General features: G+C 73.7%; 16 protein-coding genes. 10 read left to right on the forward strand and 6 right to left on the reverse strand.

Features of this window, described 5'->3' with window-relative positions:
* Nucleotides 1-124 precede the first annotated feature (124 nt).
* The 3 genes from WA788_RS02615 to WA788_RS02625 all read right to left on the reverse strand — a co-directional run bounded on the left by WA788_RS02615 (nucleotide 125) and on the right by WA788_RS02625 (nucleotide 4,643).
* Nucleotides 125-2,743, reverse strand: coding sequence for an SUKH-4 family immunity protein (locus WA788_RS02615; protein ID WP_335971041.1), 2,619 nt, complete (start codon nucleotides 2,741-2,743; stop codon nucleotides 125-127).
* A gap of 5 nt (nucleotides 2,744-2,748) precedes the next feature.
* Nucleotides 2,749-3,759 carry an HNH endonuclease gene (locus tag WA788_RS02620; RefSeq protein WP_335971043.1) on the reverse strand — a complete coding sequence of 337 codons (1,011 nt, stop codon included), beginning with the start codon at nucleotides 3,757-3,759 and terminating at the stop codon, nucleotides 2,749-2,751.
* 212 nt (nucleotides 3,760-3,971) lie between these two features.
* Nucleotides 3,972-4,643 carry a hypothetical protein gene (locus tag WA788_RS02625; RefSeq protein WP_335971044.1) on the reverse strand — a complete coding sequence of 224 codons (672 nt, stop codon included), beginning with the start codon at nucleotides 4,641-4,643 and terminating at the stop codon, nucleotides 3,972-3,974.
* Between the two features lie 545 nt (nucleotides 4,644-5,188).
* On the opposite strand from WA788_RS02625, the gene WA788_RS02630 reads away from it, so the two are divergent.
* Nucleotides 5,189-5,698, forward strand: coding sequence for a YwqJ-related putative deaminase (locus WA788_RS02630; protein ID WP_335971045.1), 510 nt, complete (start codon nucleotides 5,189-5,191; stop codon nucleotides 5,696-5,698).
* Nucleotides 5,699-5,730: 32 nt separating this feature from the next.
* Complete coding sequence (locus WA788_RS02635) at nucleotides 5,731-6,192, forward strand: SUKH-3 domain-containing protein (protein WP_335971290.1); 462 nt, start codon at nucleotides 5,731-5,733, stop codon at nucleotides 6,190-6,192.
* A 74-nt stretch (nucleotides 6,193-6,266) separates the two neighbouring features.
* Here the strand turns inward: WA788_RS02635 and WA788_RS02640 are convergent, their stop codons facing one another.
* Nucleotides 6,267-7,022 (reverse strand): SDR family NAD(P)-dependent oxidoreductase, encoded by a 756-nt coding sequence (locus WA788_RS02640; protein WP_335971047.1) that lies wholly within the window; start codon nucleotides 7,020-7,022, stop codon nucleotides 6,267-6,269.
* Nucleotides 7,023-7,171: 149 nt separating this feature from the next.
* Here WA788_RS02640 and WA788_RS02645 point away from each other — a divergent pair, with 149 nt between their 5' ends.
* From WA788_RS02645 to WA788_RS02655, 3 genes are all read left to right on the forward strand, one after another.
* Nucleotides 7,172-7,777, forward strand: a complete 606-nt coding sequence (locus WA788_RS02645) for a TetR/AcrR family transcriptional regulator (protein WP_335971049.1) — start codon at nucleotides 7,172-7,174, stop codon at nucleotides 7,775-7,777.
* 350 nt (nucleotides 7,778-8,127) lie between these two features.
* Complete coding sequence (locus WA788_RS02650; protein ID WP_335971051.1) at nucleotides 8,128-8,916, forward strand: ABC transporter ATP-binding protein; 789 nt, start codon at nucleotides 8,128-8,130, stop codon at nucleotides 8,914-8,916.
* The gene (locus tag WA788_RS02655; protein ID WP_335971052.1) at nucleotides 8,913-11,483 is read left to right on the forward strand and encodes an ABC transporter permease; all 2,571 of its coding nucleotides are present in this window, start codon (nucleotides 8,913-8,915) and stop codon (nucleotides 11,481-11,483) included. The genes WA788_RS02650 and WA788_RS02655 overlap by 4 nt, the downstream gene beginning before the upstream one ends.
* Before the next feature lie 115 nt (nucleotides 11,484-11,598).
* On the opposite strand, the gene WA788_RS02660 is transcribed toward WA788_RS02655, so the two are convergent.
* Nucleotides 11,599-14,793, reverse strand: a complete 3,195-nt coding sequence (locus WA788_RS02660; RefSeq protein WP_335971055.1) for an N-acetylmuramoyl-L-alanine amidase — start codon at nucleotides 14,791-14,793, stop codon at nucleotides 11,599-11,601.
* A 265-nt stretch (nucleotides 14,794-15,058) separates the two neighbouring features.
* On the opposite strand from WA788_RS02660, the gene mfd reads away from it, so the two are divergent.
* Complete coding sequence (mfd, locus tag WA788_RS02665) at nucleotides 15,059-18,649, forward strand: transcription-repair coupling factor (RefSeq protein ID WP_335971057.1); 3,591 nt, start codon at nucleotides 15,059-15,061, stop codon at nucleotides 18,647-18,649.
* Between the two features lie 18 nt (nucleotides 18,650-18,667).
* Here mfd and WA788_RS02670 read toward each other — a convergent pair whose 3' ends face one another.
* Nucleotides 18,668-20,287 carry a DUF2079 domain-containing protein gene (locus tag WA788_RS02670; protein WP_335971059.1) on the reverse strand — a complete coding sequence of 540 codons (1,620 nt, stop codon included), beginning with the start codon at nucleotides 20,285-20,287 and terminating at the stop codon, nucleotides 18,668-18,670.
* A 284-nt stretch (nucleotides 20,288-20,571) separates the two neighbouring features.
* Here WA788_RS02670 and WA788_RS02675 point away from each other — a divergent pair, with 284 nt between their 5' ends.
* The 4 genes from WA788_RS02675 (at nucleotide 20,572) to WA788_RS02690 (ending at nucleotide 24,423) form a co-directional block, all read left to right on the forward strand.
* Entirely contained in the window at nucleotides 20,572-21,234 is a 663-nt protein-coding gene (locus WA788_RS02675; protein ID WP_335971062.1) for a hypothetical protein, read from the forward strand.
* The gene (locus WA788_RS02680) at nucleotides 21,231-22,766 is read left to right on the forward strand and encodes a serine/threonine-protein kinase (RefSeq protein ID WP_335971063.1); all 1,536 of its coding nucleotides are present in this window, start codon (nucleotides 21,231-21,233) and stop codon (nucleotides 22,764-22,766) included. The genes WA788_RS02675 and WA788_RS02680 overlap by 4 nt, the downstream gene beginning before the upstream one ends.
* Before the next feature lie 54 nt (nucleotides 22,767-22,820).
* Nucleotides 22,821-23,537 carry an HNH endonuclease family protein gene (locus tag WA788_RS02685; protein ID WP_335971065.1) on the forward strand — a complete coding sequence of 239 codons (717 nt, stop codon included), beginning with the start codon at nucleotides 22,821-22,823 and terminating at the stop codon, nucleotides 23,535-23,537.
* A 205-nt stretch (nucleotides 23,538-23,742) separates the two neighbouring features.
* Entirely contained in the window at nucleotides 23,743-24,423 is a 681-nt protein-coding gene (locus tag WA788_RS02690) for a SurA N-terminal domain-containing protein (protein WP_335971067.1), read from the forward strand.
* Nucleotides 24,424-24,442: the final 19 nt, after the last annotated feature.

Below are 24,442 nucleotides of genomic sequence, written 5' to 3' on the forward strand. Positions count from 1 at the left end.
GACTGTCTTCTACCCCGGAAACACGGACGGGCCGGGTGGAAGGCGCACCTTCCACCCGGCCCGCACGAAACGGCCGCGAACGGGCCACCTCAGCGACCCGCTCCCCGCCCTGCGCGAACGGCCCCTACAGCAGCCCGTCCCACATCTGCTCGATCAACACCGACCACCAGTTGTCCGGCGAGGCGATAGCCGCCGGGTCCTGCGCGGCCAACTGCGCCTGGAAGTCCACCGTCCAGTGCCCGGCCTGCTCCGGCGTCAGGCCGATCCGCAGCCGCCACATCCGCCCGAGCAGCGCCATGCAGCGGGCGAACTCCGGCAGGCTGGAGTTGACGAACTGCGGCGGCGCCGGCTGCCCGCCCGGGCCCGCCTCCAACGGCACCGCGACGATGTGCGCGGTGCCGTACTGCACACACAGCTGGCGGCCGAAGTCGTTGCCCATCACCAGGTACGAGCCGGCGTCGGCGGCCGGCTGCACCCCGCGCTGCGCGGCCAGCTCGGCGAGCGTCGGCACCGGCTGGCCGGGCTGGGCCTGCGCCCAGAAGAACGGCGAGAAGTCGGTCGGCAGCCCGGCCCACACCAGCGTCTGGGCCACGATGTCCGGCACGCCCTGCCGGGAGACCGCGCGCTGGTCGAACCGGAACACGCCCTGCGGGCCGAACGCGCCCGCCACCTCCTGGCCGATCACGTCCAGACCCACCGGCGGCACCCGCAGCACACTGTGCGGGTCGGGCATCGGCACCCGCTGCGGCTGCGGGCGGGCGGGCGCGCCGGCCACCTGATGCAGCTCGCCCTGGTGGGTGAGGAGGTGCTGCACACCCTGGCGGCGGCTGGCGTGGTCCCGCCCGTACGGCGCGGTGTGGCTGATCCGCACCTGCGGCCAGGTCTCCCGGATCATCCGGGTGCAGTAGCCGCCCGGCAGGTCGCAGGACTCCAACTCGGTGTGGAGTTCGAGCACCTGCTCGGGACGGATGCCCAACGACCGCAGCTCGTGCAGGATCTGCCACTCCGGGTGCGGGGTGCCCGGTGCCGAGCGCCGGATGAGCTGCTGCTCGCTGCCGTCCTGGCCGCGGTAGCGCAGCACCGCCATGTAGCCGGGGCCGACCGTGGGCACCGCGCCCTGCTGCGGATAGCCGTATCCGGGCGGTGCGGGCGGGCCCATCGCCGGGCCGCTCATGCCGGGCGGCGGCGGGGGCGGGGTGCCCATGCCGGGCGGCGGCATGCCGGGGCCGGCGAGCATCGTGGCCGCGTAGTGCGGGTCGTTGCCCGCCGGGGGCGGTGGGGTGGCCGGGCCGGGCGCGGGCGGCGGTGCGCCCGCGCCGGGGGGCGGCGGGGGCGGCGCGCCGGCGCCGGGCGGGGGCAGGGTGGGGCCGGCGAGCATGGTGGCCGCGTAGTGCGGGTCGCTGCTCGCGGGCGGGGGAGTGCCGGCGCCGGGGGCGGGCGGGGGAGTGCCGGCGCCGGGCGGCGGGGGCGGGGTGCCCGTGCCGGGCGGGGGCGTCCCGGGGCCGGCGAGCATCGTGGCCGCGTAGTGCGGGTTGCCACCCGCGGGGGGCGGCGGGGTGCCCTGACCTGGCGCCGGGGGACCGGAGTACGGCGGGGGCGGCGGGGTGCCCTGGCTCGGCGCGGGGGGACCGGAGTACGGCGGCGGGGGCGGGGTGCTGTGAGCCGGCGCGGGGGGTGGGGGCGGGGTGCCCTGGCTCGGCGCGGGGCCGCGGCCGGGCGGCATGGCCCGCGACGTCTCCAGGTCGGCGATGTCGGCGGCGCCGGGACTCAGTGGGGCGGGGCCGGCCGGGCCCGCCAACCCGCTCGGCGGCGGCAGCGGCACCGACGGGCCGCCGGGCGGCGGGAACTCGGAACCACCGATGGTGTGCGGCACTCCCGGCCGGGGTGGCGCGGGCGGCTCCTGCTGCTGGGGGGCGAGCATGGTGCGCGGCAGCCCGCTCCCGCCGGGCAGCAGCTCCGTCCTGGCCTCGGCACCGGCCGGCTGGCGGTCGGGCAGGTCGGCGTCGCTGATCGGCGGCGCGAAGACGGTCTCGGGGACCGGGACGGACTGGCCCTCACCGGAGTCGCTGACCGTCTTGCCGGCCCAACTGCCGCCGCCCGAGCTCTGCGCGGGCACCGGGGCCGGAGCCGGAGCGTCGGCCGCGGAACCGGTGTTCGGAGCACCGCTGTCGTCGGGGCGGCGGTAGTCGACGCGGCCACCCGACGACGGAGCAGGCGCGGGCGCGGACGCGGGCTCGGGTTCACCCGCCGCGGGGGCGGCGTCGGCGGGCGCCGGTGCCGGGTCGGCCGAGGCACCGCTGGCGGACCCGGACCCGGACCCGGACCCGGACCCGGATTCGGACCCGGAGCTGGACCCGGACGTCCGGCGGTCGGGGATGCCCATCCGGTCGGCGGCGTCCTGGAGCCACTGCGGTGGGCTGAGCAGGAACGAGGTCGCCTCGAGGTCGACTCGCTGGGGCGGCTCGGGCACCGCGTCGTTGGCCACCTGGCCGTACTCCTCCTCGTAGCGGCGGATGACTTCGCCGATGGGCAGGGCCGGCCACAAGGTGGCCTCGCCGCTGTCCCGGGCGATCACCACGCGGACCGCTCCGTCGTCGGAGGACGGGCCGTCCTCCCGGGCCTCGGACCAGACCACGAAGCCGAGGTCGAACTCGCGGACGTGGACCTCGCGGGCCGCGTACGCGGGGACGTCCGCGTTGACCCAGCGCTCGGCGCGCTCCTGTGCCTGCGCGAAAGTGACCATGTGTCTCACCCCTCCACGGACGCGGCGCTGGCGAAGCCGCCGTCGACCATCAGATTCGCGACCGTGTCCAACTCGGGCGGATTGCCGACCAGTCTCAGCAGGAAGGCGTCGAGCGAGTCGCCGCAGGGCAGCAGCAGCTCGGCCACCCGCTCGGCCGGGGTGGCCCAGCGGTCGCCGTCGCGCGCGTCGTCGTAACCGAGGAACCAGACCGAGCCGGCGCCCTCGCCCTTCACCCGCACCGCGAGCAGGCCGCCCTGGATGTAGCCGATCGCCAGGTAGTCCTTGGTGAGGTGGTCGCGCAGGCACTTGTTCACGTACACCAGGTCGTTGGTCGCCGCCTCGTCGCGGACGGTGAAGAACGGCTGGTCGAGCAGCAGGCCGAGGTCGGGGTCGAGGGCGACGCCCTTGGGGGCGCAGCCGCCGGCCGCCTTGAGGAAGGTGCGGTAGGAGCCGGGCAGGCGGTACCCCAACTCCTCCTCGACGTCCCGCACTTGCTGCTCGGTGACCGCGACCGGCTCCTTGGGCAGCCCGAAGTGCACCGGGCGGGTCTCCTGGAGCGGACGGGTGCCGCGCTTGGCGTGGTCGGCCACGGAGGCGGCCAGGCCGCCGTGGTGCCGCAGCAGCGCCTTGACCTCCACCGGCACCAGTTCGAGCCGGCGGCTGCCGTGGACGTGGTGCCAGGTCCAGCCGTGCGGGGTGGCGACCGGCGACAGGCTGCCCCATAGTTCGTGGCCGGAGGCGTGCAGCGCCGCGTTGGCGGACACGTAGTCCGTCAGGCGCAGTTCGTCCACGCCGAAGCCCTCGGGCGGCTCGGCTATCTCGGCCGCCGCGCGGGCGTACGGCGAGAAGTCGGGGTAGCCCGCGTCGTCCACCCACACGCCTTGCGGGTGGCGGGCGGCCCGGATCGGGTCGGGAAAGTGCACGACCTGTCCGGCGTAGGCCGCGTTGGGCGGCGCGGTGCGCGCGGCGGCTGCGGGTCCGGGAGGTGATCCCAGCCCTTGCGGGCCTGTGGTCATGGCGATTGCCCCCTGCTGCGTCTGAGCTGATGACGACAGCCTAGGGGGTCGTGCAAGAGCCCCGCGGGTCCCGTCCTCGCGCCTGTGGACAACTCGCTCCCCGCGCCCGGTTCGCCCCGATCGCCCGCTTCGGCGCAGCCAGCTGGGGCGGACCGGGACAGACCGGGGTGGCCGCGGGGCTGCCTGCGCGGCCTGTCCGCCCCGGCCCGGGGTCACTTCGTGCCGGCCGCCGCCCGCAGCTTGTCGACCTGCTTGCTCGCGATCTCCGCCCGCAGCGCCGCGGTCTTGTGGTCCGCGCGCACCGTCTCGAAGGCCGCCACGAAGTCGCCGACCCGGACCACGGTGACCAGCGCCATCCCGGAGGCGCCGAGCGCGGGGTCGGAGACGGTGTAGGTCACCTGCTGGTCGCCGAAGGTGCCGCCGACCGCTGCGGACGCGGCGACGCTCTTGACCGTGAAGGCGGACGTCCGGCCGTTGCGGGTGACCTTGTAGCCGGAGCAGTGGGCGACCGCGGCCGACAACTGGTCGAGCACCTGCTTCGCGCGCCCGGCCCGGTAGGAGGCCACGACCTCCAGCGAGATCGTCTTCGCGCCCGCCTCCGCGGCCGCGGTGTCGGTGACCAGCGCGCCGGTGTAGACGGTCCTGGCGAGCTTCGGCTCCAGGCTCCACTGGTCGGCCACCGGCTGGCACGCCGCGGGATCGGTGGTCTGCTCGGCGCCCAGCAGCTGGCTGTCATCGGTCGCGGGCACCACCTTGAGATGGTTCACGTCCTTCGCGGTGATCACCGAGCCGGTGAGCTTCTTGGACGCCGCGCTGCCGCTGTCCTTGCTCTTGCCGCCGCCGCAGGCCGCGGTGAGTGCCAGCGCGGGCACCAGGACGGCCACGGGCAGCACCCTGCGGCTACCGGTCAGTAGGCGACGGCGTGGGCGTATCCGCATCTATGGCTTCCCCTGTGTCGTGTGCGGGCCCGGCGCCGCGGCGCCGCCCTTGCCCGCGCGCCGCGTCCGGTCCGTGGCGTCCCGGCCCGGCCCTCGCGGGCGTCCGCCCGCTGCCGCGCGACTCTACGGCACCGGGCCCGCCCCGCCGCCTATGGCGCTGCTCACAACACGGTCACCGCACGGTCACGATGAAGCCCCGTCAGCCCGGCGCCGCGCGAACCGCCCCGCGCCCGCGGCGCCGTACGGACCCCCCGCGGCGGCGCACCCGTTCCCGCCGCACGGCCGCCTCGTGACGGCGACGGCGCGGCGGCGGATGTGTGCGCTCCGTGTTCGAAGCACGGCGGTGACGTCACAGGACGGTGACATGGCCCACACAGAAGGGTCGCCACATCGTGATCCGCTTCCCTCCCGGATGGCGTCTTTGGCACTCTGATCCGGCAGACGGGGGAGCTGCCGCCTTGGGGCGGGTGAACGACGGAACGGGGCAGGATATGACAACTCGGCTACCAGCGGCGGACACCGCCGACCCCAGGCTGAGCTGGAGCGCTGCCCGCGACGGGATGGCGGCCCCGGTGCTGCGGCACCGCCGGGACGGCATCCTGCCCGCGATCGCGGCCGCGCTGTCCATCCGGGACGAGGTGCTCACCTGCACCGGCGCCAAGGGCGAGCAGCCGCCCGTGCTCCACCCGATCGTGCAGGACTTCCTGGACGCCCTCCCGGTCGCCCAGCGTGAACGGTTCACCGGCCGCTGCCCGGAACCGGTGCTCCTCTCACGGCACTTGACGGCGGTCGAGGCGAACCGCAGCAAGCGGGCCTCGCGCCGGCCGCTGACTCAGGGCGAGGCGCGCAAGGCGCTGCGCGGCGCCAAACTCACCGCGCGCCGCATACGCGAGGACGGCGACCCCGCGCACGGCAGCTACGCACCGCCGTGCCGCTCCTGCGCGCCCCTGCTCGCGCACTTCGGGGTGCGGCCCTTCGATCCCGCGGCGGCGGGCGCGTGAGCGCGGGCACGGCGGGCGGCACCCGCTTCCCGATGGGCGTCGACGCCGCGCTGCGCACGGCCGGCTGGCAGCCAGGGCGCTGGGACATCAAGCAGGCCGAGGTGTGGGCGGACCGGCTGCGCGGGCACCTCTCGCCGGGCGGCCACCGGCACGCGGTCTTCCCGGCGGCGGTCGAGGCGTGGGCGGAGTTCGGCGGTCTGGAGATCCCGCCCGCGGCCGGCCCCGGCCGCCAGGTGGCGCCTTCCGCCGTCGTCGTCGACCCGCTGCGCGGCCTGCACCTGGCCCGTACCTTCGGCGACCTCGGGCGGGCGCTGGAGACCGAGATCAGCCCGCTCGGCGAGGAGCCGGGGTCCGGCGCGCTGCTGGCCATCGACCCCGACGGGCGGGTCTACGCGGTGGACCACACCGGCGACTGGTACGTCGGCCCGGACGTCGACCGGGCGCTGGCCGCCCTGCTCGGCGGGGCACGCCCGGTGCGCCTGACGATGGGCTGAAACCCGTACGACCCGGCCCCGCGTGCGGCCCGCACCGCCGGCACCTCCCGTGCTGTCGGCGCCTCCCGCACCGCTCACACCGCGGTGAAGCCGCCGTCCACCGGCAGGATCGCCCCGTGGATGTGCGTCGCCTCGTCGCTGGCGAGGAAGGCCACCGCGGCGGCCACCTCGTCCAGGCGGCCCATCCGGCGGGCCGGGCTGGCCGCCAGCAGGGGTGCGATGACGTCCGCGTGGGCGGCGTTGCCCTCGGTCTCGGTGGGGCCCGGGGCGACCGCGTTGACCCGTACGCCGCGCGGACCGTACTCCGCCGCCCAGGACTTGGTCAGCGAGTGCACCGCTGCCTTGGTCATGCTGTACAGGGCGGAGTCGGCCATGCCGACCGAGCCGTTGATGGAGCCCATGTTGACCACCGCGCCGCTGCCGCGCTCGGCCATCGCCGGCACCAGCAGCCCGGTGAGCTGGAAGGGGGCCTTCACGCTGACCGCGAAGGCGGTGTCCAGGGTCGCCTCGTCGGTCTGCTCGGTGGGGAGCAGGCCCAGCAGCTGCGCCGCGTTGTTGACCAGGATGTCCAGCCGGCCGCCGGCCGCCTCCAGTGCCGCGTCGGCCAGGCTCCGCACGGCCGCGCCGCCGGCGGCGAGGTCGGCTGCCACGAACACCGCCCGGCCGCCGGCCGCCTCGATCTCCTCCACCACCGCCTCGCCGCGCTCGGCCCGCCGCCCGCTGAGCACGACCAGCGCGCCCTGCGCGGCCAGGGTGCGGGCCACCTCCGCTCCGATGCCCGAGGTCGAGCCCGTGACCAGGGCGGTCCTGCCGTCGAATCGCCGTTCCATGACCTTCTCCTCCTGGGTGCCGCTGTCGTGTGGCGCGCCCGGGGCTCCGCGGTGTCCGGCGGTGCTCCCTGGCGGCGTGGTCGAGAGTGGCACCCAGAAAATGGACCAGCAAGTCCACAAATGGCGCCGTGCTGTGCGACGCTGGAGGCATGACGCAGCAGCCGGTGAAACTCACCGCGAAGGGCCGGGCCACCCGGCAGCGCATCGTCGAGGGCGCCGCCGCCGAGATCCGCGCCCGGGGCGTGGTCGCCACCACCCTGGAGGACGTGTGCCGGGCGACCGCGACCAGCAAGAGCCAGCTCTTCCACTACTTCCCCGACGGCCGTGAGCAGTTGATGTACGCCGTCGCGCAGTACGAGGCGGACCGGGTGCTGCACGACCAGGAGCCGTTCCTGAGCGACCTGACGTCCTGGGCGGCATGGGACGCCTGGCGCGAGGCGGTGCTGGCCCGCTACCGCGAGCAGGGCATGACCTGCCCGCTGGGCACGCTGATGACGCAGCTGACCCGGACCACGCCCGCCTCCCGCGAGGTCACCGCACGGCTGCTCCAGCAGTGGCAGCGCAAGCTCGCCGACGGCATCCGGGCGATGCGCGAGCAGGGCGCGACCGCACCCGGCACCGACCCCGAACAGGCCGCCGCGGCGCTGCTCGCAGGTGTCCAGGGCGGCGTGGCGATCCTGCTCCAGACCGGCCGGACCACCCACCTCGAAGCCGCCCTCGAGCTGGGCGTCTCGGCCCTGCGCGCCGACTCCTGACGGGGCGTCGGAGCAGGTCCGCGCCACCGACCCTGAGCCGCATGTCCCCCTCGGGTAGCAGACCCCTAGGGGGACACACCTACTTGCGGCGCCCGCCGGTTCGTACCGCCGGATGACGATCGCGCCGTCCGCGCTGTCTACCGTCGAAGGGCGGGCTGGAACCCCCTCGCCGTCGCGGCGGGGTGGGGATAACCCCACCCCGCGAACGGATAGTTCCACCATTGTCCGCCGACACCGGCTCCGGCAGGCTCAAGGGCATCAGGCGACCGGTGCCCGGCGCACCGCGACCGACGGCCGCGCGGACCACGACGGCCGCGCGCACCAGCGAGAACAACCAACGGGAGACAGAAGTGACGACGGCTACGACGGTTCCCACAGCCGGGGGCAGCGGAGAACGCACGGCCGTTGCCGCCGCGGGCCGGGCAGTGACGAAGGCGTACGGCTCCGGTGAGACCCGCGTGGTCGCGCTGGACGCGGTGGACGTGGACATCGCCCGCGGCCGCTTCACCGCGATCATGGGCCCCTCCGGCTCCGGTAAGTCCACCCTCATGCACTGCCTGGCCGGGCTCGACACGGTCAGCGAGGGCCGCATCTGGATCGGCGGGACCGAGATCACCGACCTGAAGGACAAGAAGCTCACCCGGCTGCGCCGGGACAAGATCGGCTTCATCTTCCAGTCGTTCAACCTGCTGCCGACGCTGAACGCGGCGGAGAACATCACGCTGCCGATGGACATCGCCGGCCGCAAGGTCGACCGCGAGTGGATGGACCGGGTGGTGGAGACCGTCGGCCTGGCCGGGCGGCTCAAGCACCGCCCGACCCAGCTGTCCGGCGGCCAGCAGCAGCGCGTCGCGGTGGCCCGGGCGCTGGCCGCGCGGCCGGAGATCATCTTCGGCGACGAGCCGACCGGCAACCTGGACTCCCGGGCCGGCGCCGAGGTGCTCGGCTTCCTGCGCCGCTCGGTCGACGACCTCGGCCAGACCATCGTGATGGTCACCCACGACCCGGTGGCCGCCTCCTACGCCGACCGCGTGCTCTACCTCGCCGACGGCCGGATCGTGGACGAGATGGCCGACCCGACCGCCGACTCGGTGCTGGAGCGGATGAAGTCCTTCGACGGTCGCGGGAGGACCTCGTGACCGTCTTCAGGACATCGGTGCGCAACTTCTTCGCGCACAAGGGCCGGATGGCCCTGTCCGGTGTCGCGGTGCTGCTGTCGGTGGCGTTCATCTGCGGCACCCTGGTCTTCACCGACACCATGACCGCCACCTTCGACAAGCTCTTCGGCAACTCCGCCTCCGACGTCACCGTCAGCGCCAAGGAGGTCAAGAACGCGCAGGACACCGGTATCCCGGACACCCTGCCGGCCTCCCTCCAGGCCAGGCTCGCGCACGTGACCGGGGTCGCCGCCGCGGTGCCCGACGTGACCAGCGAGGAAGTCACCGTCGCCGACGCGCACAACAACAAGATCAGCCCGTCCTCCGGCGCCCCGACGATCGTCAGCAACTGGGACACCACCGAGACCAAGGCGGTCGAACTCAGCTCCGGCCACCTGCCGGCCACCGACCACGACGCGGTGATCGACGCCGACACCGCCAAGGCCAAGCACCTGAGGATCGGCGACACCCTGCGCGTCATCGCGCAGCCTGGCGAGTTCAAAGTCACCATCACCGGCATCGTCTCCTTCAAGGAGACCAACCCGGGCGCCGCGGTGGTCTACACGGACACCGCCGTCGCCCAGGCCAAGCTGCTCGGCCGCACCGACGCCTACACCGGGTACGGCCTGACCGCCGCCAAGGGCGTCACCAACGACCAGCTCAAGGCGAACGTGAAGGCCGCGATCGGCGGCAACTACACGATCGACACCGCGGCCGAGACCGCCAAGAAGGAGAAGGACCAGGTCGGCGGCTTCCTGAACTTCATGAAGTACGCGATGCTCGGCTTCGCCGGGATCGCGGTCCTGGTCGGCGTCTTCCTGATCGTCAACACCTTCTCCATGCTGGTCGCCCAGCGCACCCGGGAGATCGGCCTGATGCGGGCGCTCGGCTCCAGCCGCCGCCAGGTCAACCGGTCGGTGCTGATCGAGGCGGTGATGCTCGGCACCGTCGGCTCCGTGGCCGGTATCGGCGGCGGCATCGGCCTGGCCGTCGGGCTGATGAAGCTCATGGGCAAGGCCGGTCTGAAGCTGGACAGTTCGGAGCTGACCATCAAGGCCACCACCCCTGTCGTCGGCCTGGTCGTCGGCGTCGTCGTGACGGTGGTCTCGGCCTACATCCCGGCCCGCCGCGCCGGGAAGATCTCCCCGATGGCCGCGCTGCGCGACGCCGGGACCCCGGCCGACGGCCGGGCCGGGAAGGTCCGGGCCGCGCTCGGTGTACTGGTGTGCGCCGCGGGCGCGTTCGCCCTGGTCGCCGCCGCGCACACGGACAAGGCGTCCTCCGGCGGCGGCCTGCTCGGGATCGGCGTGCTGCTGTCCCTGGTCGGCTTCGTGGTCGTCGGCCCGCTGCTGGCCGGCGTGGTGGTGCGCGCCGTCAGCGCGGTGGTGCTGCGCTTCTTCGGCCCGATGGGGCGGCTCGCCGAGCGCAACGCGCTGCGCAACCCGCGCCGTACCGGCGCCACCGCCTCCGCGCTGATGATCGGACTGGCGCTGGTGGCCGGGATGTCGGTGGTCGGCTCCTCCATGGTGGCCTCCGCCACCGACCAGCTCGACAAGTCGGTCGGCGCGGACTTCATCGTCGAGGTCGGGGGCGGCGCCTCGCAGCCCATCACCCCGGCCGCCGCCAAGGCGATCAAATCGGCGAAGGACCTCGACCACCTCACCGAGTACACCCTCGTCAGCGCCACCCTCACCACGCCGTCCGGCAAGCAGGTCAAGGAGAAGCTCAGCGCCGCGGACCCGACCTACCCGCAGGACGTACAACTCGCCACCACCCAGGGCAAGCTCCAGGACGCCTACGGCAAGGACGCGATGTCCGTGCCGGAGGGCTTCGCCAAGGACAACCACGTCAAGGTCGGCGACGTGCTGACCGTCGCCCTGGTCGGCGGCCGCACCGCGCACCTGAAGGTCGCCGCCGTCACCAGCGACGACACCGCCCTGGAACACGGCAGCCTGTTCACCAGCATCGACACCGCGCGCGCCTACCTGCCCGCCGACAAGATGCCCGGCGACTTCATGATGTTCGGCAAGGCCGTCTCCGGCAAGGAGAAGGAAGCGTACGCATCCCTGAAGGCGAAGACGCACGCCTACCCGCAGATCGACGTGCGCGACCAGGCCGACTACAAGCACCTGATCAAGAGCCAGGTCAACCAGCTGCTCTACATGATCTACGCGTTGCTGGCGCTGGCGATCATCGTGGCGGTGCTCGGCGTGGTCAACACCCTGGCGCTGTCGGTGGTGGAGCGCACCCGGGAGATCGGCCTGATGCGGGCGATCGGCACCTCCAGGCGCCAGCTGCGGCGGATGATCCGACTGGAGTCGGTGGTCATCTCGCTCTTCGGGGCGCTGGTGGGCCTGGGCCTGGGCCTCGGCTGGGGCTCCACCGCCCAGCAGGTGCTGGCCACCCAGGGTCTGCACATCCTGCGCATCCCGTGGAGCACCATCGTGATCGTCTTCCTGGCGTCCGCGGTGGTGGGCCTGCTGGCCGCGCTGCTGCCGGCCTTCCGGGCCGCGCGGATGAACGTGCTGAACGCGATCGCCACCGACTGAGCGACCCGGCGGCGACCCGCCGGCCCGCACCCCGGCCGGCACCCCAAGCGGCGGCCCCGGACACGCGAACCTTCCTCGCGTGGCCGGGGCCGCCGTGTCGTGCGCGTCTGGGCGGTCAGGACGTGAAGTAGCCGGTGATGTCGGCCAGCAGGTTGACGCTGCCGGCCGAGTTGTAGAAGTCCAGCTTGCCGTCCGTCACCGGGACCACCACCAGGTTGGGGATGGTCTGCCCGGCGGGGAAGTTGAGGCTGGAGGTGTCCGGCCGGGTCGCGCCGTCGGGGTAGACGATGACGTGCCCGGTGGTGGTCGGGCTGACCGCGGTGACGTTCATGACCACCGCCGTCACCCCGCTCGCGGGCAGCCCGCCGTGCCCGGCGAGCGCCAGCGTGAGGGTCTTGCCGCCGGCGAGAGCGCCCTTGGTGCCGCCGGTGCCGTTGCGGGTGTCCATCAGCCGGGTCGGCCCGGTGGAGTGGAAGAGCGAACCATCCGTCGACGAGGTGTAGTAGCCGGTGATGTCGGCGAGGACGTTCACGCTGCCCGCCGAGTTGTAGAAGTCGACCTTTCCGTCGACCACCGGCACCGTCACCAGGTTGGCGATGGTGGTGCCCGCCGGGAAGTTCAGGCTTGAGGTGCCCGGCTGGGTGGTGCCGTCGGGGTAGACGATCAGGTGCCCGGTCGCGGTGGGGCTGACCGCGGTGACGTTCATGACGACTGCCGTCACCCCGTCCGCGGGGATACCGGTGGAGCCGCCGGTGACCTGGAGGGAAACGGTTTTGCCCGCCGCCACCGGACCGGTCACCCCGCCGGTGCCGTTGCGCGTGTCCATCAGCCGCGCGGGCCCGACCGGGGCGAACCGGGAACCACCGGTCGACGAGGTGTAGTAGCCGGTGACGTCGGCGAGGACGTCCACGCTGCCGGCCGAGTTGTAGAAGTCCACCTTGCCGTCCGCCACCGGCACCACGACCAGGTTCGCGATCGTGCGGCCGGCCGGGTAGTTGAGGCTGGAGGTGCCCGGCTGGGTGGTGCCGTCGGGGTAGACGATCAGGTGCCCGGTGGTGGTGGGGCTGACCGCGGTGACGTTCATGACGACCGCCGTCACCCCGCTGCTGGGCACCCCGCCGCTGCCCGCGACCTGGAGGCTGATCGTCTTCCCGGCGCCGACCGCGCCCTTGGCGACCCCGGTGCCGTTGCGGGTGTCCATGATCCGGGTCGGGCCCGCCGGGGTGAACGTCCCGGCCGGCGGGGTGACCGCCGAGGACGCCGTGACGTCGCTCGCCTTGACGTACCCGAGCCGGTGGTTGAAGCGGATCGGGTAGTAGACGGTGCTGCCCACCACCCGCGTCTGGTCGCCCGGCGCGCTCTGGTCGATGTTCTTCGCGTAGTAGTAGTCGGCGTTCACCGGGTCGTCGGCGACGTAGGACTGGCCGGCCGGGATCGTGTAGCCCAGCGGTGCCACGATCTGGGTGGCCTGGCTCGCCACGTCGGCGATCACCGAGGGGTACGCCGACGCCTCCGGGTAGGCCCGCCCGTACACCGGGACCGCGCTGCTGCCGGCCGGGGTGACCACATGCCGCGCGGTGCTGCCGTTCGCGACGGCGAACCGGCCGCCGGGGTTGTAGAACCACGCCTTCTGGCCGCCGTACCAGATCGCCGTCCAGTCGCCCTGGACGCCGGCCACCACGAAGGACTGCCCGGCGACCGCCTTGTCCGTGAGGTCGGCCGCCTGCGTGGTGCCGTTGGCGACCTTGTCGGCCGCCAGCACCGGGTCGCCGATCAGCGCCGCCGTCGTGGACGGCGAGGTGCGCAGGTAGACGAAGCTGGTCGGCTGCGCCGTGCACGGGTCGGGGCTGCACCCGGTGACGGCCGGCTCGTTCGCCGAGGTGAACGGCGGGTCGATGGTGATCTCGCCGCCCACCACCGGGGTGCCGCCGCCACCAGGGGTCGCGCCCAGCAGGTCCAGGTAGTGCGACCAGTTCCAGTACGGGCCCGGGTCCCAGTGCATGCTGGTCAGCTGGGCGGTCTGCGGCGAGGGCACGTCGTCGTGGCCGAGGATGTGCTGGCGGTCCAGCGGCACGCCGAACCGGTTCGCCAGGTAGCGCACCAGCGCGGCCGACGACTCGTACAGCGACTCGCTGTACCAGGACGCGCCGGAGATCGCGATGCCCTCGTGCTCGATGCCGATCGAGTGCGCGTTGACGTAGTAGTTGCCCGCGTGCCAGGCCACGTTCTTGGTCTGCACGACCTGGGTGACCAGGCCGTCGGACGAGCGCACGATGTAGTGCGGGGTGGCGTACTGGTTCGGGTCCTGGAATATCCCGAGCGCGCTGCTGTAGCTGCCCTCGGTGTCATGGATCACGATGTACTTGATGGTGTTGCCGTCGGCCGGGCGGTTCGCCAGGTCGTAACTGCCGTACTTCGACTTGTCGCTCGGGTCGGTCTGCGCGTAGGCGGCCGGCACGTAGTTGCACGTCAGGCCGGACGGGCACTCAGGCGTCGGGTTCGCCGCGGCGGCGGCGGGCGCACCGGCGACCTCGGTGGCGGCCCGGGTCTCCTGCGCGGCCTCCGCGGTCGCCGACGGCAGCCCGAGGTCCGCCAGCTCTGAGGTCTGCGGCGCCACGGACGGCTCGGCCGCGAGCGCGACCTGCTGGCCGTCGGCGGTGGTACGCGTCACGCCGGCCCGCAGCGTGCTGTAGACGCGGTCGGCGTACTGCCCCGCGCCCTGGGCGTCGGTGGACTGGCTGAAGCGCGCCACGGCGCCGTACCAGGCCCCCGGGTCGGCCGGCAGCGCGCCGGCGAGCTGCCGCTCGTAGTGCGCGAGGAGCGCGGCGCCGCCGCGGACGCTCTGCGCCGCGTCGGTGCGCAGCTTCGCCTGGGAGGCGCCGGTCAGCTTCGCCGCCGCGTCCAGGGTGCGGTAGGCGGCCGTCGGGCCGCTCGCCTCCTGGGTGGCGGCCTTGGCGCGCGTGGCGGCCGGGGCGGAGCTGCCGCCCGCGCCGCGCTCGTCGGTGTCCGGCGCCGTGCCCGCCGCCTGGAGGGCGGCGGTGTCCACATGGGTCAGGCCCATGACGTTGTAGTTGCCCGTGGTGCTGGGCGCTCCGGCGTGCGTGTCCCACAGCGACTGGTGGTACGCCACCGCCATGAGCAGGCCCTGCGGTACGTGGAACTCCTGCGCGGCGCGCGCGAAGTCCTCCTGGAGCGTCCCGTGCGCGGCACCGGACGTGCTGCCCGCGGCCCTGCCGCCGCCCGGCTCGGCCTGCGCGGCCCCCGCCCCGGACAGCGACAGCGACAGCGCGCCCGCCACGAGCGCGGCCACCGCCGCGCTGCGTGCCCCCCGTGACCCTCTTCGGTGTCCCTGATCTGACTTCCTCAAGGTCCCTCCCCACCGTGTTCGGTTGTCCGGGCCCGGTCTGCCGGGCCCGAAGCTACGCAACGTAGCAGGCCCCTCCCTCAGGACGGCGCCGACGGCAGCGGTCGGGCGGTGGCTGTCACCGGTACGTCGTACGCTGGAAGGACCCCCGGCCCGTGCGACGTGTCGGGCGCTTCGCGTTGCTCTGCTCACCTTTCGGGACGGAACCCTGATGAGTCTGAACGGTCTGGTCGACGTCGTCGTCGAGGACACCGCTCTCGCCGAGGCGGTCGAGTCCGCCGCCGCGGGCAACCGGCCGCAGGTCGACCTGGTCGGCCCGCCCGCCGCGCGCCCCCTGGTGGTCGCGGCGCTGGCCGCCCGCGCGCGCCGTACGGTGCTCGCGGTCACCGCCACCGGCCGCGAGGCCGAGGACCTGGCCGCCGCGCTGCGCTCGCTGCTGCCGCCGGACACGGTGGTGGAGTACCCGTCCTGGGAGACGCTGCCGCACGAGCGGCTCTCCCCGCGCAGCGACACCGTGGGCCGCCGGCTGGCGGTGCTGCGGCGGCTGGCGCACCCGGACGCGGACGACGTGGCGGCCGGCCCGGTCCAGGTGGTGGTCGCACCCATCAGGTCGGTGCTCCAGCCGCAGGTCAAGGGGCTCGGCGACCTGGAGCCGGTGGCCCTGCGCAGCGGCGGCACCGCGGACCTGGACGAGGTGGTCGACGCGCTCGCGGCGGCCGCCTACGCCCGGGTGGAGCTGGTCGAGAAGCGCGGCGAGTTCGCGGTGCGCGGCGGCATCCTGGACGTCTTCCCGCCGACCGAGGAGCACCCGCTGCGGGTGGAGTTCTGGGGCGACGAGGTCGAGGAGATCCGCTACTTCAAGGTCGCCGACCAGCGCTCCCTGGAAGTCGCCGAGCACGGCCTGTGGGCGCCGCCGTGCCGTGAACTGCTGCTCACCGAGGAGGTCAGGGCGCGCGCGGCGGACCTGGCGGCCGAGCACCCCGAACTGGAGGAGCTGCTCGGCAAGATCGCCGAGGGCATCGCGGTCGAGGGCATGGAGTCGCTGGCCCCGGTGCTGGTCGACGACATGGAGCTGCTGCTCGACGTGCTGCCGGCCGGCGCGATGGCGGTGGTCTGCGACCCGGAGCGGGTGCGCACCCGGGCCGCTGACCTGGTGGCGACCTCCCGGGAGTTCCTGGAGGCGTCCTGGGCCGCCTCCGCGGGCGGCGGCGCCGCGCCGATCGACCTGGGCGCCGCCTCCCTGTGGTCCATCGCCGACCTGCGCGAGCATGCCCGTACGCTCGGCACCCCGTGGTGGTCGGTGAGCCCCTTCGCAGCCGACGAGGAGGGCGCGGCCGCCGGGGCGTACGGCGACGCGGCGCGGGGCGCCGAGCCGGAGTTCGGCGACACCCTGCGGCTGGGCATGCACGCACCGGAGCTGTACCGCGGGGACACCGCCCGCGCGCTCGCCGACACCAAGGGCTGGCTCGCCGACGGCTGGCGCGCGGTCTACGTCACCGAGGGCCACGGCCCGGCCGCGCGCCTGGTGGAGGTGCTGGGCGGCGAGGGGATCGCGGCCCGGCTGGACCCGGAGCTGGCCGGCCCGGCGCAGCTGGCGCCCTCGGTGGTGCACGTGGCGACCGGTTCGCTGGAGCACGGCTTCGTGGACACCGCGCTGAAGGTCGCGGTGCTCACCGAGACCGACCTGTCCGGGCAGCGCTCCACCGCCAAGGACATGGGCCGGATGCCCTCGCGCCGCCGCAAGACCATCGACCCGCTCACCCTCACCGGCGGCGACTACATCGTGCACGAGCAGCACGGCGTCGGCCGCTACGTGGAGATGGTGCAGCGCACCGTCCAGGGCGCCACCCGCGAGTATCTGGTGGTGGAGTACGCCCCGGCCAAGCGCGGCCAGCCCGGCGACCGGCTCTTCGTCCCCACCGACCAGCTCGAACAGGTCACCAAGTACGTGGGCGGCGAGGCGCCCTCGCTGCACCGGCTGGGCGGCGCGGACTGGACGAAGACCAAGGCGCGGGCGAAGAAGGCCGTCAAGGAGATCGCCGCCGACCTGATCCGGCTGTACTCCGCGCGGATGGCCGCCCCCGGCCACACCTTCGGCCCCGACACGCCCTGGCAGCGCGAGCTGGAGGACGCCTTCCCGTACGCGGAGACGCCCGACCAGCTCACCACCATCGCCGAGGTCAAGTCGGACATGGAGAAGTCCGTGCCGATGGACCGGCTGATCTGCGGCGACGTCGGCTACGGCAAGACCGAGATCGCGGTGCGCGCCGCGTTCAAGGCGGTCCAGGACGGCAAGCAGGTGGCGGTCCTGGTGCCGACCACCCTGCTGGTGCAGCAGCACATGGGCACCTTCACCGAGCGCTACTCCCAGTTCCCGGTCAACGTCCGCGCCCTGTCCCGCTTCCAGAGCGAGACCGAGGCGAAGGCGGTGCTGGAGGGGCTGCGGGACGGCAGCGTGGACCTGGTGATCGGCACCCACCGGCTGTTCTCGTCGGAGACGAAGTTCAAGGACCTCGGCCTGGTCATCGTGGACGAGGAGCAGCGGTTCGGCGTCGAGCACAAGGAGCAGCTGAAGAAGCTGCGGGCCAATGTCGACGTGCTCACCATGTCGGCCACGCCGATCCCGCGCACCCTGGAGATGGCGGTCACCGGCATCCGCGAGATGTCCACGATCACCACTCCGCCCGAGGAGCGCCACCCGGTGCTCACCTTCGTCGGCCCGTACGAGGACAAGCAGATCGGCGCCGCCATCCGGCGTGAACTGCTGCGCGAGGGCCAGGTGTTCTACATCCACAACCGGGTGGAGTCCATCGACCGGGCCGCCGCGCGGCTGCGCGAGATCGTCCCCGAGGCGCGGATCGCCACCGCGCACGGGCAGATGGGGGAGTCGCAGCTGGAGCAGGTGGTGGTCGACTTCTGGGAGAAGCGCTTCGACGTCCTGGTGTCCACCACCATCGTGGAGTCCGGGATCGACATCGCCAACGCCAACACCCTCATCGTGGAGCGCGGCGACACCTTCGGGCTCTCCCAGCTGCACCAGCTGCGCGGCCGGGTGGGCCGCTCCCGGGAGCGCGGCTACGCGTACTTCCTGTACCCGCCGGAGAAGCCGCTCACCGAGACCGCGCACGAGCGGCTGGCCACCATCGCCCAGCACACCGAGATGGGCGCGGGCATGTACGTCGCGATGAAGGACCTGGAGATCCGCGGCGCGGGCAACCTGCTCGGCGGCGAGCAGTCCGGGCACATCGCCGGGGTCGGCTTCGACCTGTACGTGCGGATGGTCGGCGAGGCGGTCGCGGACTACCGCAACGCGATGGAGAACGGCGGCGCGGCCGAGGAGGAGCTGCTGGAGGTGAAGATCGAGCTGCCGGTCGACGCGCACGTCCCGCACGACTACGCGCCGGGCGAGCGGCTGCGCCTCCAGGCGTACCGCTCGATCGCCGCCGCCACCAGCGAGGCGGACATCGCGGCGGTGCGCGAGGAGCTCACCGACCGCTACGGCAAGCTGCCCGAGCCGGTGGAGAACCTGCTGCTGGTCGCCGCGCTGCGGATACTGGCCCGCAAGGTCGGCGTCAGCGACATCACCCTCCAGGGCGCCAACATCCGCTTCGGGCCGGTGGAGCTGCGCGAGTCCCAGGAGCTGCGGCTGAGCCGGGTCTACCCGCGCTCGGTGGTCCGGCAGGCCACCAAGCAGGTGCTGGTGCCCCGCCCGGCGACCGCCCGGATCGGCGGGAAGCCGGTGGTGGGCCGCGAACTGCTCCAGTGGACCGCGGAGTTCCTGACCACGGTGCTCGACAACTGACCGGCCGCGCGAGGGCGGCTACTTCGTGCCCGCGGCCAGCGCCAGTACGACGTAGCCCTGGTCCTCGCCGACCAGGGTGTAGGTCGCGGCCGGGTGCAGCTGCTTGGCGTACGTCAGCGGGTCGCCGGCCCAGCCGGAGGTGTTGTCGAGGGCGATGTACTGCGGGGTGACGCCCTCGGTGTCGCCCACCCAGTACACGGTGGTGCGGTGCACCAGGTGGCTGATCGGGCCGACGTTCGCCTCCACGGTGGCACCGTCGGGGATCTTGTCGAGGGTGTGCTCGATCGCCTTGGTGCGGGCGTCGACCTTGTAGGTGGCGGTGTGGGCGAGCGACTCCAGGGGGAGCGTCATGGTCAGCGCCAGGGCGGCGCCGGCCGCGGCCGCCGGCAGCCCGGAGGCGTAGGAGCGAAGCCAAGGGCGCGGGCTGCGCCGGGCGGAGGCGGCGGCGTCCACCAGGGCCAGCATCACCACGGGCATCAGCACGGCGCTGTAGTGCCAGTCGGTGCCCCAGTAGTGGTCGTCGTGGGAGACGAACCGCCAGCCGATGGTGGGCAGCGCGGCCAGGATCAGCGGGGAGCGCAGCGCCAGCAGCCCGGAGGTGGGCAGCAGAATCCACAGCAGGGTGTGCAGGGCGGTGTCGAACGGGATGTGGCCGGGCATCGGGGCGCCGTTCCCGTTGAGCTTGTTCCAGTAGTCGTAGCCGCCGGTGGAGTTGAACGCCGGGATGATGACGGCGAAGGCGAGCGCGGACATGGCGACGCCGAAGCCGGCCAGGCCGAGCGCCCAGGGGCCGAAGCGCAGGGAGTCGGGCAGCGGCCCGCCGTGGGAGCCGTCTGCGCCGCTGCCGTCCCGGCCGCCGTCCGTGCTGCCGTCCCGGCCGTCGTCCTCGGCCGCGCTCGCCGTCGCCTCCGGGACGCCGCCCGGCGCGGTGCCCGACCCCGTGTCCGGCGCGTGCGCACCGCTCCTGGTGCGCCACCACACGATCACGCCGATCGCGGCGGCCGTCACCCCCATGTCCTCCTTGACGAAGACCAGTGGCACCGCCCACCACATCGCCGCCGCCCACCTCCTACGCAGCACCGCCTCCAGGGAGAACGCCAGCAGCGGCATCGCGAAGGCGATCTCGTGGAAGTCGAACTGGACGGCCTTCTGCACCCCCCACGACAGGGCGTACGCCACCCCGACCGCGATCCCGCGGCCGCGCCCGAGCAGCAGCCCCGCGACCCGCGCCACGGGGATCACCGACACCGCGAACAGCAGCGCCTGTGCGACCAGCAGCGTCACCGGGGTCGGGAAGACCCGGTAGAAGGGCGCCAGCAGCGCGGTGATCGGGCTGAAGTGGTCGCCGAGGATGTTGAACCCGGGGCCCTTCAGATCGGCGACCGGCGCGTGCAGGTGGGCGTAGGACTTGACGGCCTGCTCGAAGATGCCCAGGTCCCAGGACATGGTCAGCAGCTGCCGGTAGCGGGTCACCGACAGCGCGGTGTAGGCGGCGAAGAAGACGACCGCGAGCACGTACGGGTCCGCCCCGCCGCCGGACAGGTGCTGCCGCAGCCGGGCGGCGGCACCGGTCCGCGCCTCGCCGGGCGCGGCGCTGTCGGCCCCCTGCGCCGGGATGACCGCCTCGGCCCTGTCCATGGTCGTCCTCCAGCGGCAGCGGGGTGGGTCGGGTCTGCCGGAAAAGATACGGGACGACGCTGTGCCGGCGCCGCCCCGCGCGCTCGCGAGCGCGCCCTTGAGCAATGCCGCGGGAAGTTGTCCACAGGTCCGGGGCCGGCGGGGGACGGCCGCGCGCCGCGGCCGATACGCTCACAGGGTGTTCGCCGGAAGGGTGGGCGCACGGGCGCACCGCTGCCCGTGCGGCGGCGGACGTCGAGCGACCCCGCCCGCCGTCCGTGACCCGACGAACCAGGAGCAGCCACATGTACGGCCCAGGTCCGGTGCCGCAGCGGCCCAAGCCCGCCGCCCCCGCGGTCGCCGTCGTGCTGCGGGTGATCCTCACCGCCGTGCCCGTGATCACCCTCGGCTTCCTCGCCTGGGTCTCGATGCTGTATCTGGCGGTGCTGCGCAAGCGCTTCGCCGACTGGCTGGTCCTCGCGGTGACGGCCGCCATGGCCGTGCTCGCCGTCGTCTGCTTCGGGGTGTCCCAGGATGACGACGACATGGCCTCCGACCTCGGCGCCACCCTCATCCTGATCTGCATGTTCGGCGGCGCGGTGTACTTCCTGATCGCCGACATCGTCCGGTACAGCGCCGCCCGCCGCAGCCTGCCCGGCCCGGCCGGCTATCCGCCGCAGCACCCGTACGCGACCGGCTTCGGCGGCGCCGGCCCGATACCGGCCCCGCACGCGCAGGGCTACCCGGCCCACCAGTCGTACCCCGGTCCCGCCGTCGGCACGGCCGTCCCGCCGCCGACGAACCGCCCGAACACCCCGCCCCCGACGCCCGTGCCGACGCACGTCCCGACCCCGCCGCCCGCGCCCCGCATCGACCAGGTGCGGGCCGAGCTCGACGAGCTGAGCGACTTCCTGCGCAAGGAGCGCGACGCCGGCCAGGACAGCGGTGAGGGCGGGGCGGCCAGATGACCGGTCGGCTCATCGCCGGGCGGTACGAACTGGCCGCGGTCATCGGCCAGGGCGGCATGGGCCAGGTGTGGACCGCGTACGACCGGCGGCTGGACCGCAGGGTCGCGGTCAAGCTGCTGCGCCCCGACAAGGTGGCCGGCGGGGAGAACGTGGCCGAGCTGCGGCAGCGCTTCGACCGCGAGTGCCGGGTCACCGCCCAGGTCGACCACCCGGGCCTGGTCACCGTCCATGACGCCGGCGCCGACGGCGACGAGCTGTACCTCGTCATGCAGTTCGTGGAGGGCATCGACCTCGGCGCGCACCTGGCCGGGCACACGCCCTACCCGTGGCCGTGGGCGGTCGCCGTCGGCGCGCAGCTGTGCGCGGCCCTGGCGGCGGTGCACGCCGTCCCGATCGTGCACCGCGACCTCAAACCGCGGAACGTGATGATCAGGACCGACGGCACCGTCACCGTGCTCGACCTCGGTGTCGCCTCCGTGATGGACACCGACACCACCCGGCTGACCCACACCGGCACCCCGATCGGCAGCCCCGCCTACATGGCGCCCGAGCAGGCGATGGGCGGTGCGGTCGGCCCGCGCACCGACCTGTACGCGCTCGGCGCGGTCCTGCACGAACTCCTCAGCGGCGAGGTGCCCTTCAACGCCCCCACCGCGCTGGGCGTGCTGCACGGCCACCTCTACGAGCCCCCGACGCCGCTGCGCCGCATCCGCTCCCAGGTGCCCGAGCCGCTGGAGTCCCTCGTGCTGCGGCTGCTCGCCAAGGACCCCCAGGACCGCCCGCAGGACGCCCAGGACGCCTTCCGGCAGCTCGCCGCCCTGGTGCCGCCGCCCGGCGGGGACCGCGCCGCGCCGCTCGGCCCGATGGACCCGACCCGGCCGTTCCTGCGCCCGCACGCCCCGTGGCCGGACCGGCCCGCGCCCGCGCCGCTGCCCGAACGCCCCGCCCACCCGCCCGCGGTGGCGTCCGCCGGCCCGGACCTGGCCACCGCCGTCGACGAGGTGCGCCGGCTGCTGGCCGCGGGCCGGATCACCCAGGCCGTCGACGTGCTCGGCGCCCTGCTGCCGGCCGCCGCCGAGAAGCACGGGGAGCACTCCACGGTGCTGCGCAGCCTGCGCCGGCAGTACGCCGCCACCTTGATGGAGGACGGCCAGTACCGCCGCGCGCTGCCCGAACTGCGCCGCCTGTCCCAGGAGTTCGCCTCGCAGTACGGCGGCGCGGACCGCACGGCGCTTCAGTACCGCTACGAAGCGGCGCAGTGCCTGGAGCAGTTGGGCGAGGCGGCCACCGCGCTGTCGGAGTACCGCGTCCTGCTGCCGTACTTCGAGAGCTGGGCGTCCGCCGACCCCGGGCCGCCGCTGGAGATCCGGCGGCGGATCGCGCACCTGCTGCTGTCCGTCGGCGACCGGCGGGCGGCCCACGACGTGCTGACCCGCCTGCTGTACGACGCCGAGCGGGTGCGCGGCCCCCACCACCCCTTCCCGGCGGAAGTCCGCCGTACCCTCGCCTGGTTGGGGCATGTCCAGGGGTAAGGGACATGGTGGCAGGGGCGGTTGGCGCCCCGACGACTTCTTCGAAGGTGTGTGATGGGGATACGTACGACGCAGGCGCTGCTGGCCTGCACCGCGGTGGCGGCCGCGACGCTCTCGGTCGCCGGATGCAAGGCCACCACCCAGGGCGCGGACCCCACCGGCGGCACCACCGCCACCGGCAGCGCCGCCACCAGCGCCGCCCCCGGCAGCGCACTGGCCGCCGCGGACGCCCTGACGGTCAAGGGCCGCGCCCCGAAGACCGGTTACTCCCGCGAGCAGTTCGGCCCCGCCTGGGCGGACGTGGACCACAACCACTGCGACACCCGCGACGACATACTGACCCGCGACCTCACCCAGCGGACCTACCGGGTCGGCACCAAGGACTGCATCGTGACCGGCGGCACCCTCGCCGACCCGTACACGGGTACGCGGATCGTCTACAAGCGCGGCGCCAGCAAGGTGGACATCGACCACGCGGTGGCGCTGTCCGACGCCTGGCAGAAGGGCGCGCAGCAGTGGTCCAAGGACCGCCGCGAGCAGTTCGCCAACGACCCGCTGAACCTGCTCGCCGTCGACTCGTCCACCAACCGCCGCAAGAGCGACGGCGACACCGCGACCTGGCTGCCGCCGAACACCGCCTTCCGCTGCCCGTACGTGGCCCGCCAGGTCGCGGTGAAGAAGAAGTACGGGCTGTGGGTCAGCTCGGCGGAGAAGGCGGCCATGCGCAAGGTGCTCGGCACCTGCCCGAAGGAGGCACTGCCCGCCGGCTGAGCGGCGGCCGGACGGTGGAGCACAAGGCGCCCGGCGGGCGAGGCGGTGACCTCCCGGCGTGGATCACGTTGTGCACAGTGCTGGATATCGGCCGCAGTTGGTCAATATCCTCGTGCCCGATCATCCGTCACGCCAGGAACGCGAGACGCGGGACGCGGGGACGACCTCCCCGCGGCGCTCCGCCGTCACCCGCCGGGAGGCACACATGGTCCGCCGCCGCACCGCCGCCGTCTCCACCGCCGCAGTCGCACTGCTGCTCGCGTCGCCCGCCCTGACCGCGTGCGGGTCCGGGCCCAACCGCACGGGCGCCGCCGCGGTCGTCGGCGACCAGCGGATCGCCGTCTCCAGCGTGCAGGCGCGCGTCGCCGACCTGCGCACGGCCGCGAGCGGCGACCCGCAGGCCGCCCAGGCCGTGGCCGCCGCCACCCAGTTGCCCACCCAGGTGCTCAACGTCATGGTGCAGAACCAGGTCGTCGACAAGGCGCTCGCCGGCAAGCACCTGACGGTGACCGCGGGCGAGGTGCAGCGGGAGTACGACGCGGAGGTGCGGCAACTCGCCGGCGGCAGCCGCAAGAGCTACGAGGCGGGCATGCTCGCGCAGTACGGCACCCCGCCGGACCAGATCGACAGCTACCTGCGCGAGAAGATCGGCATCACGAAGATCATCTCGGCGCTCGGCTACCAACCCGGCAGCGACGGCGGTGAGAAGGCGCTGGAGGACTACATGGTGACGACCGCCAAGTCCCTCCATGTGCACATCAACCCGCGGTACGGCGCCTGGGACGGCAAGAGCGCGTCCATCGGCAAGGTCAAGAACCCCTGGGTGGTCGACAAGACGCCGGTGGCGGGCACCGAGGACACCGCCGCGGCCACCGGCCTCGCCTGACGGGCCGCCCGCCGTCCGC

This window comes from Streptomyces sp. CA2R106, from assembly GCF_037034245.1.
GTDB lineage: Bacteria > Actinomycetota > Actinomycetes > Streptomycetales > Streptomycetaceae > Actinacidiphila.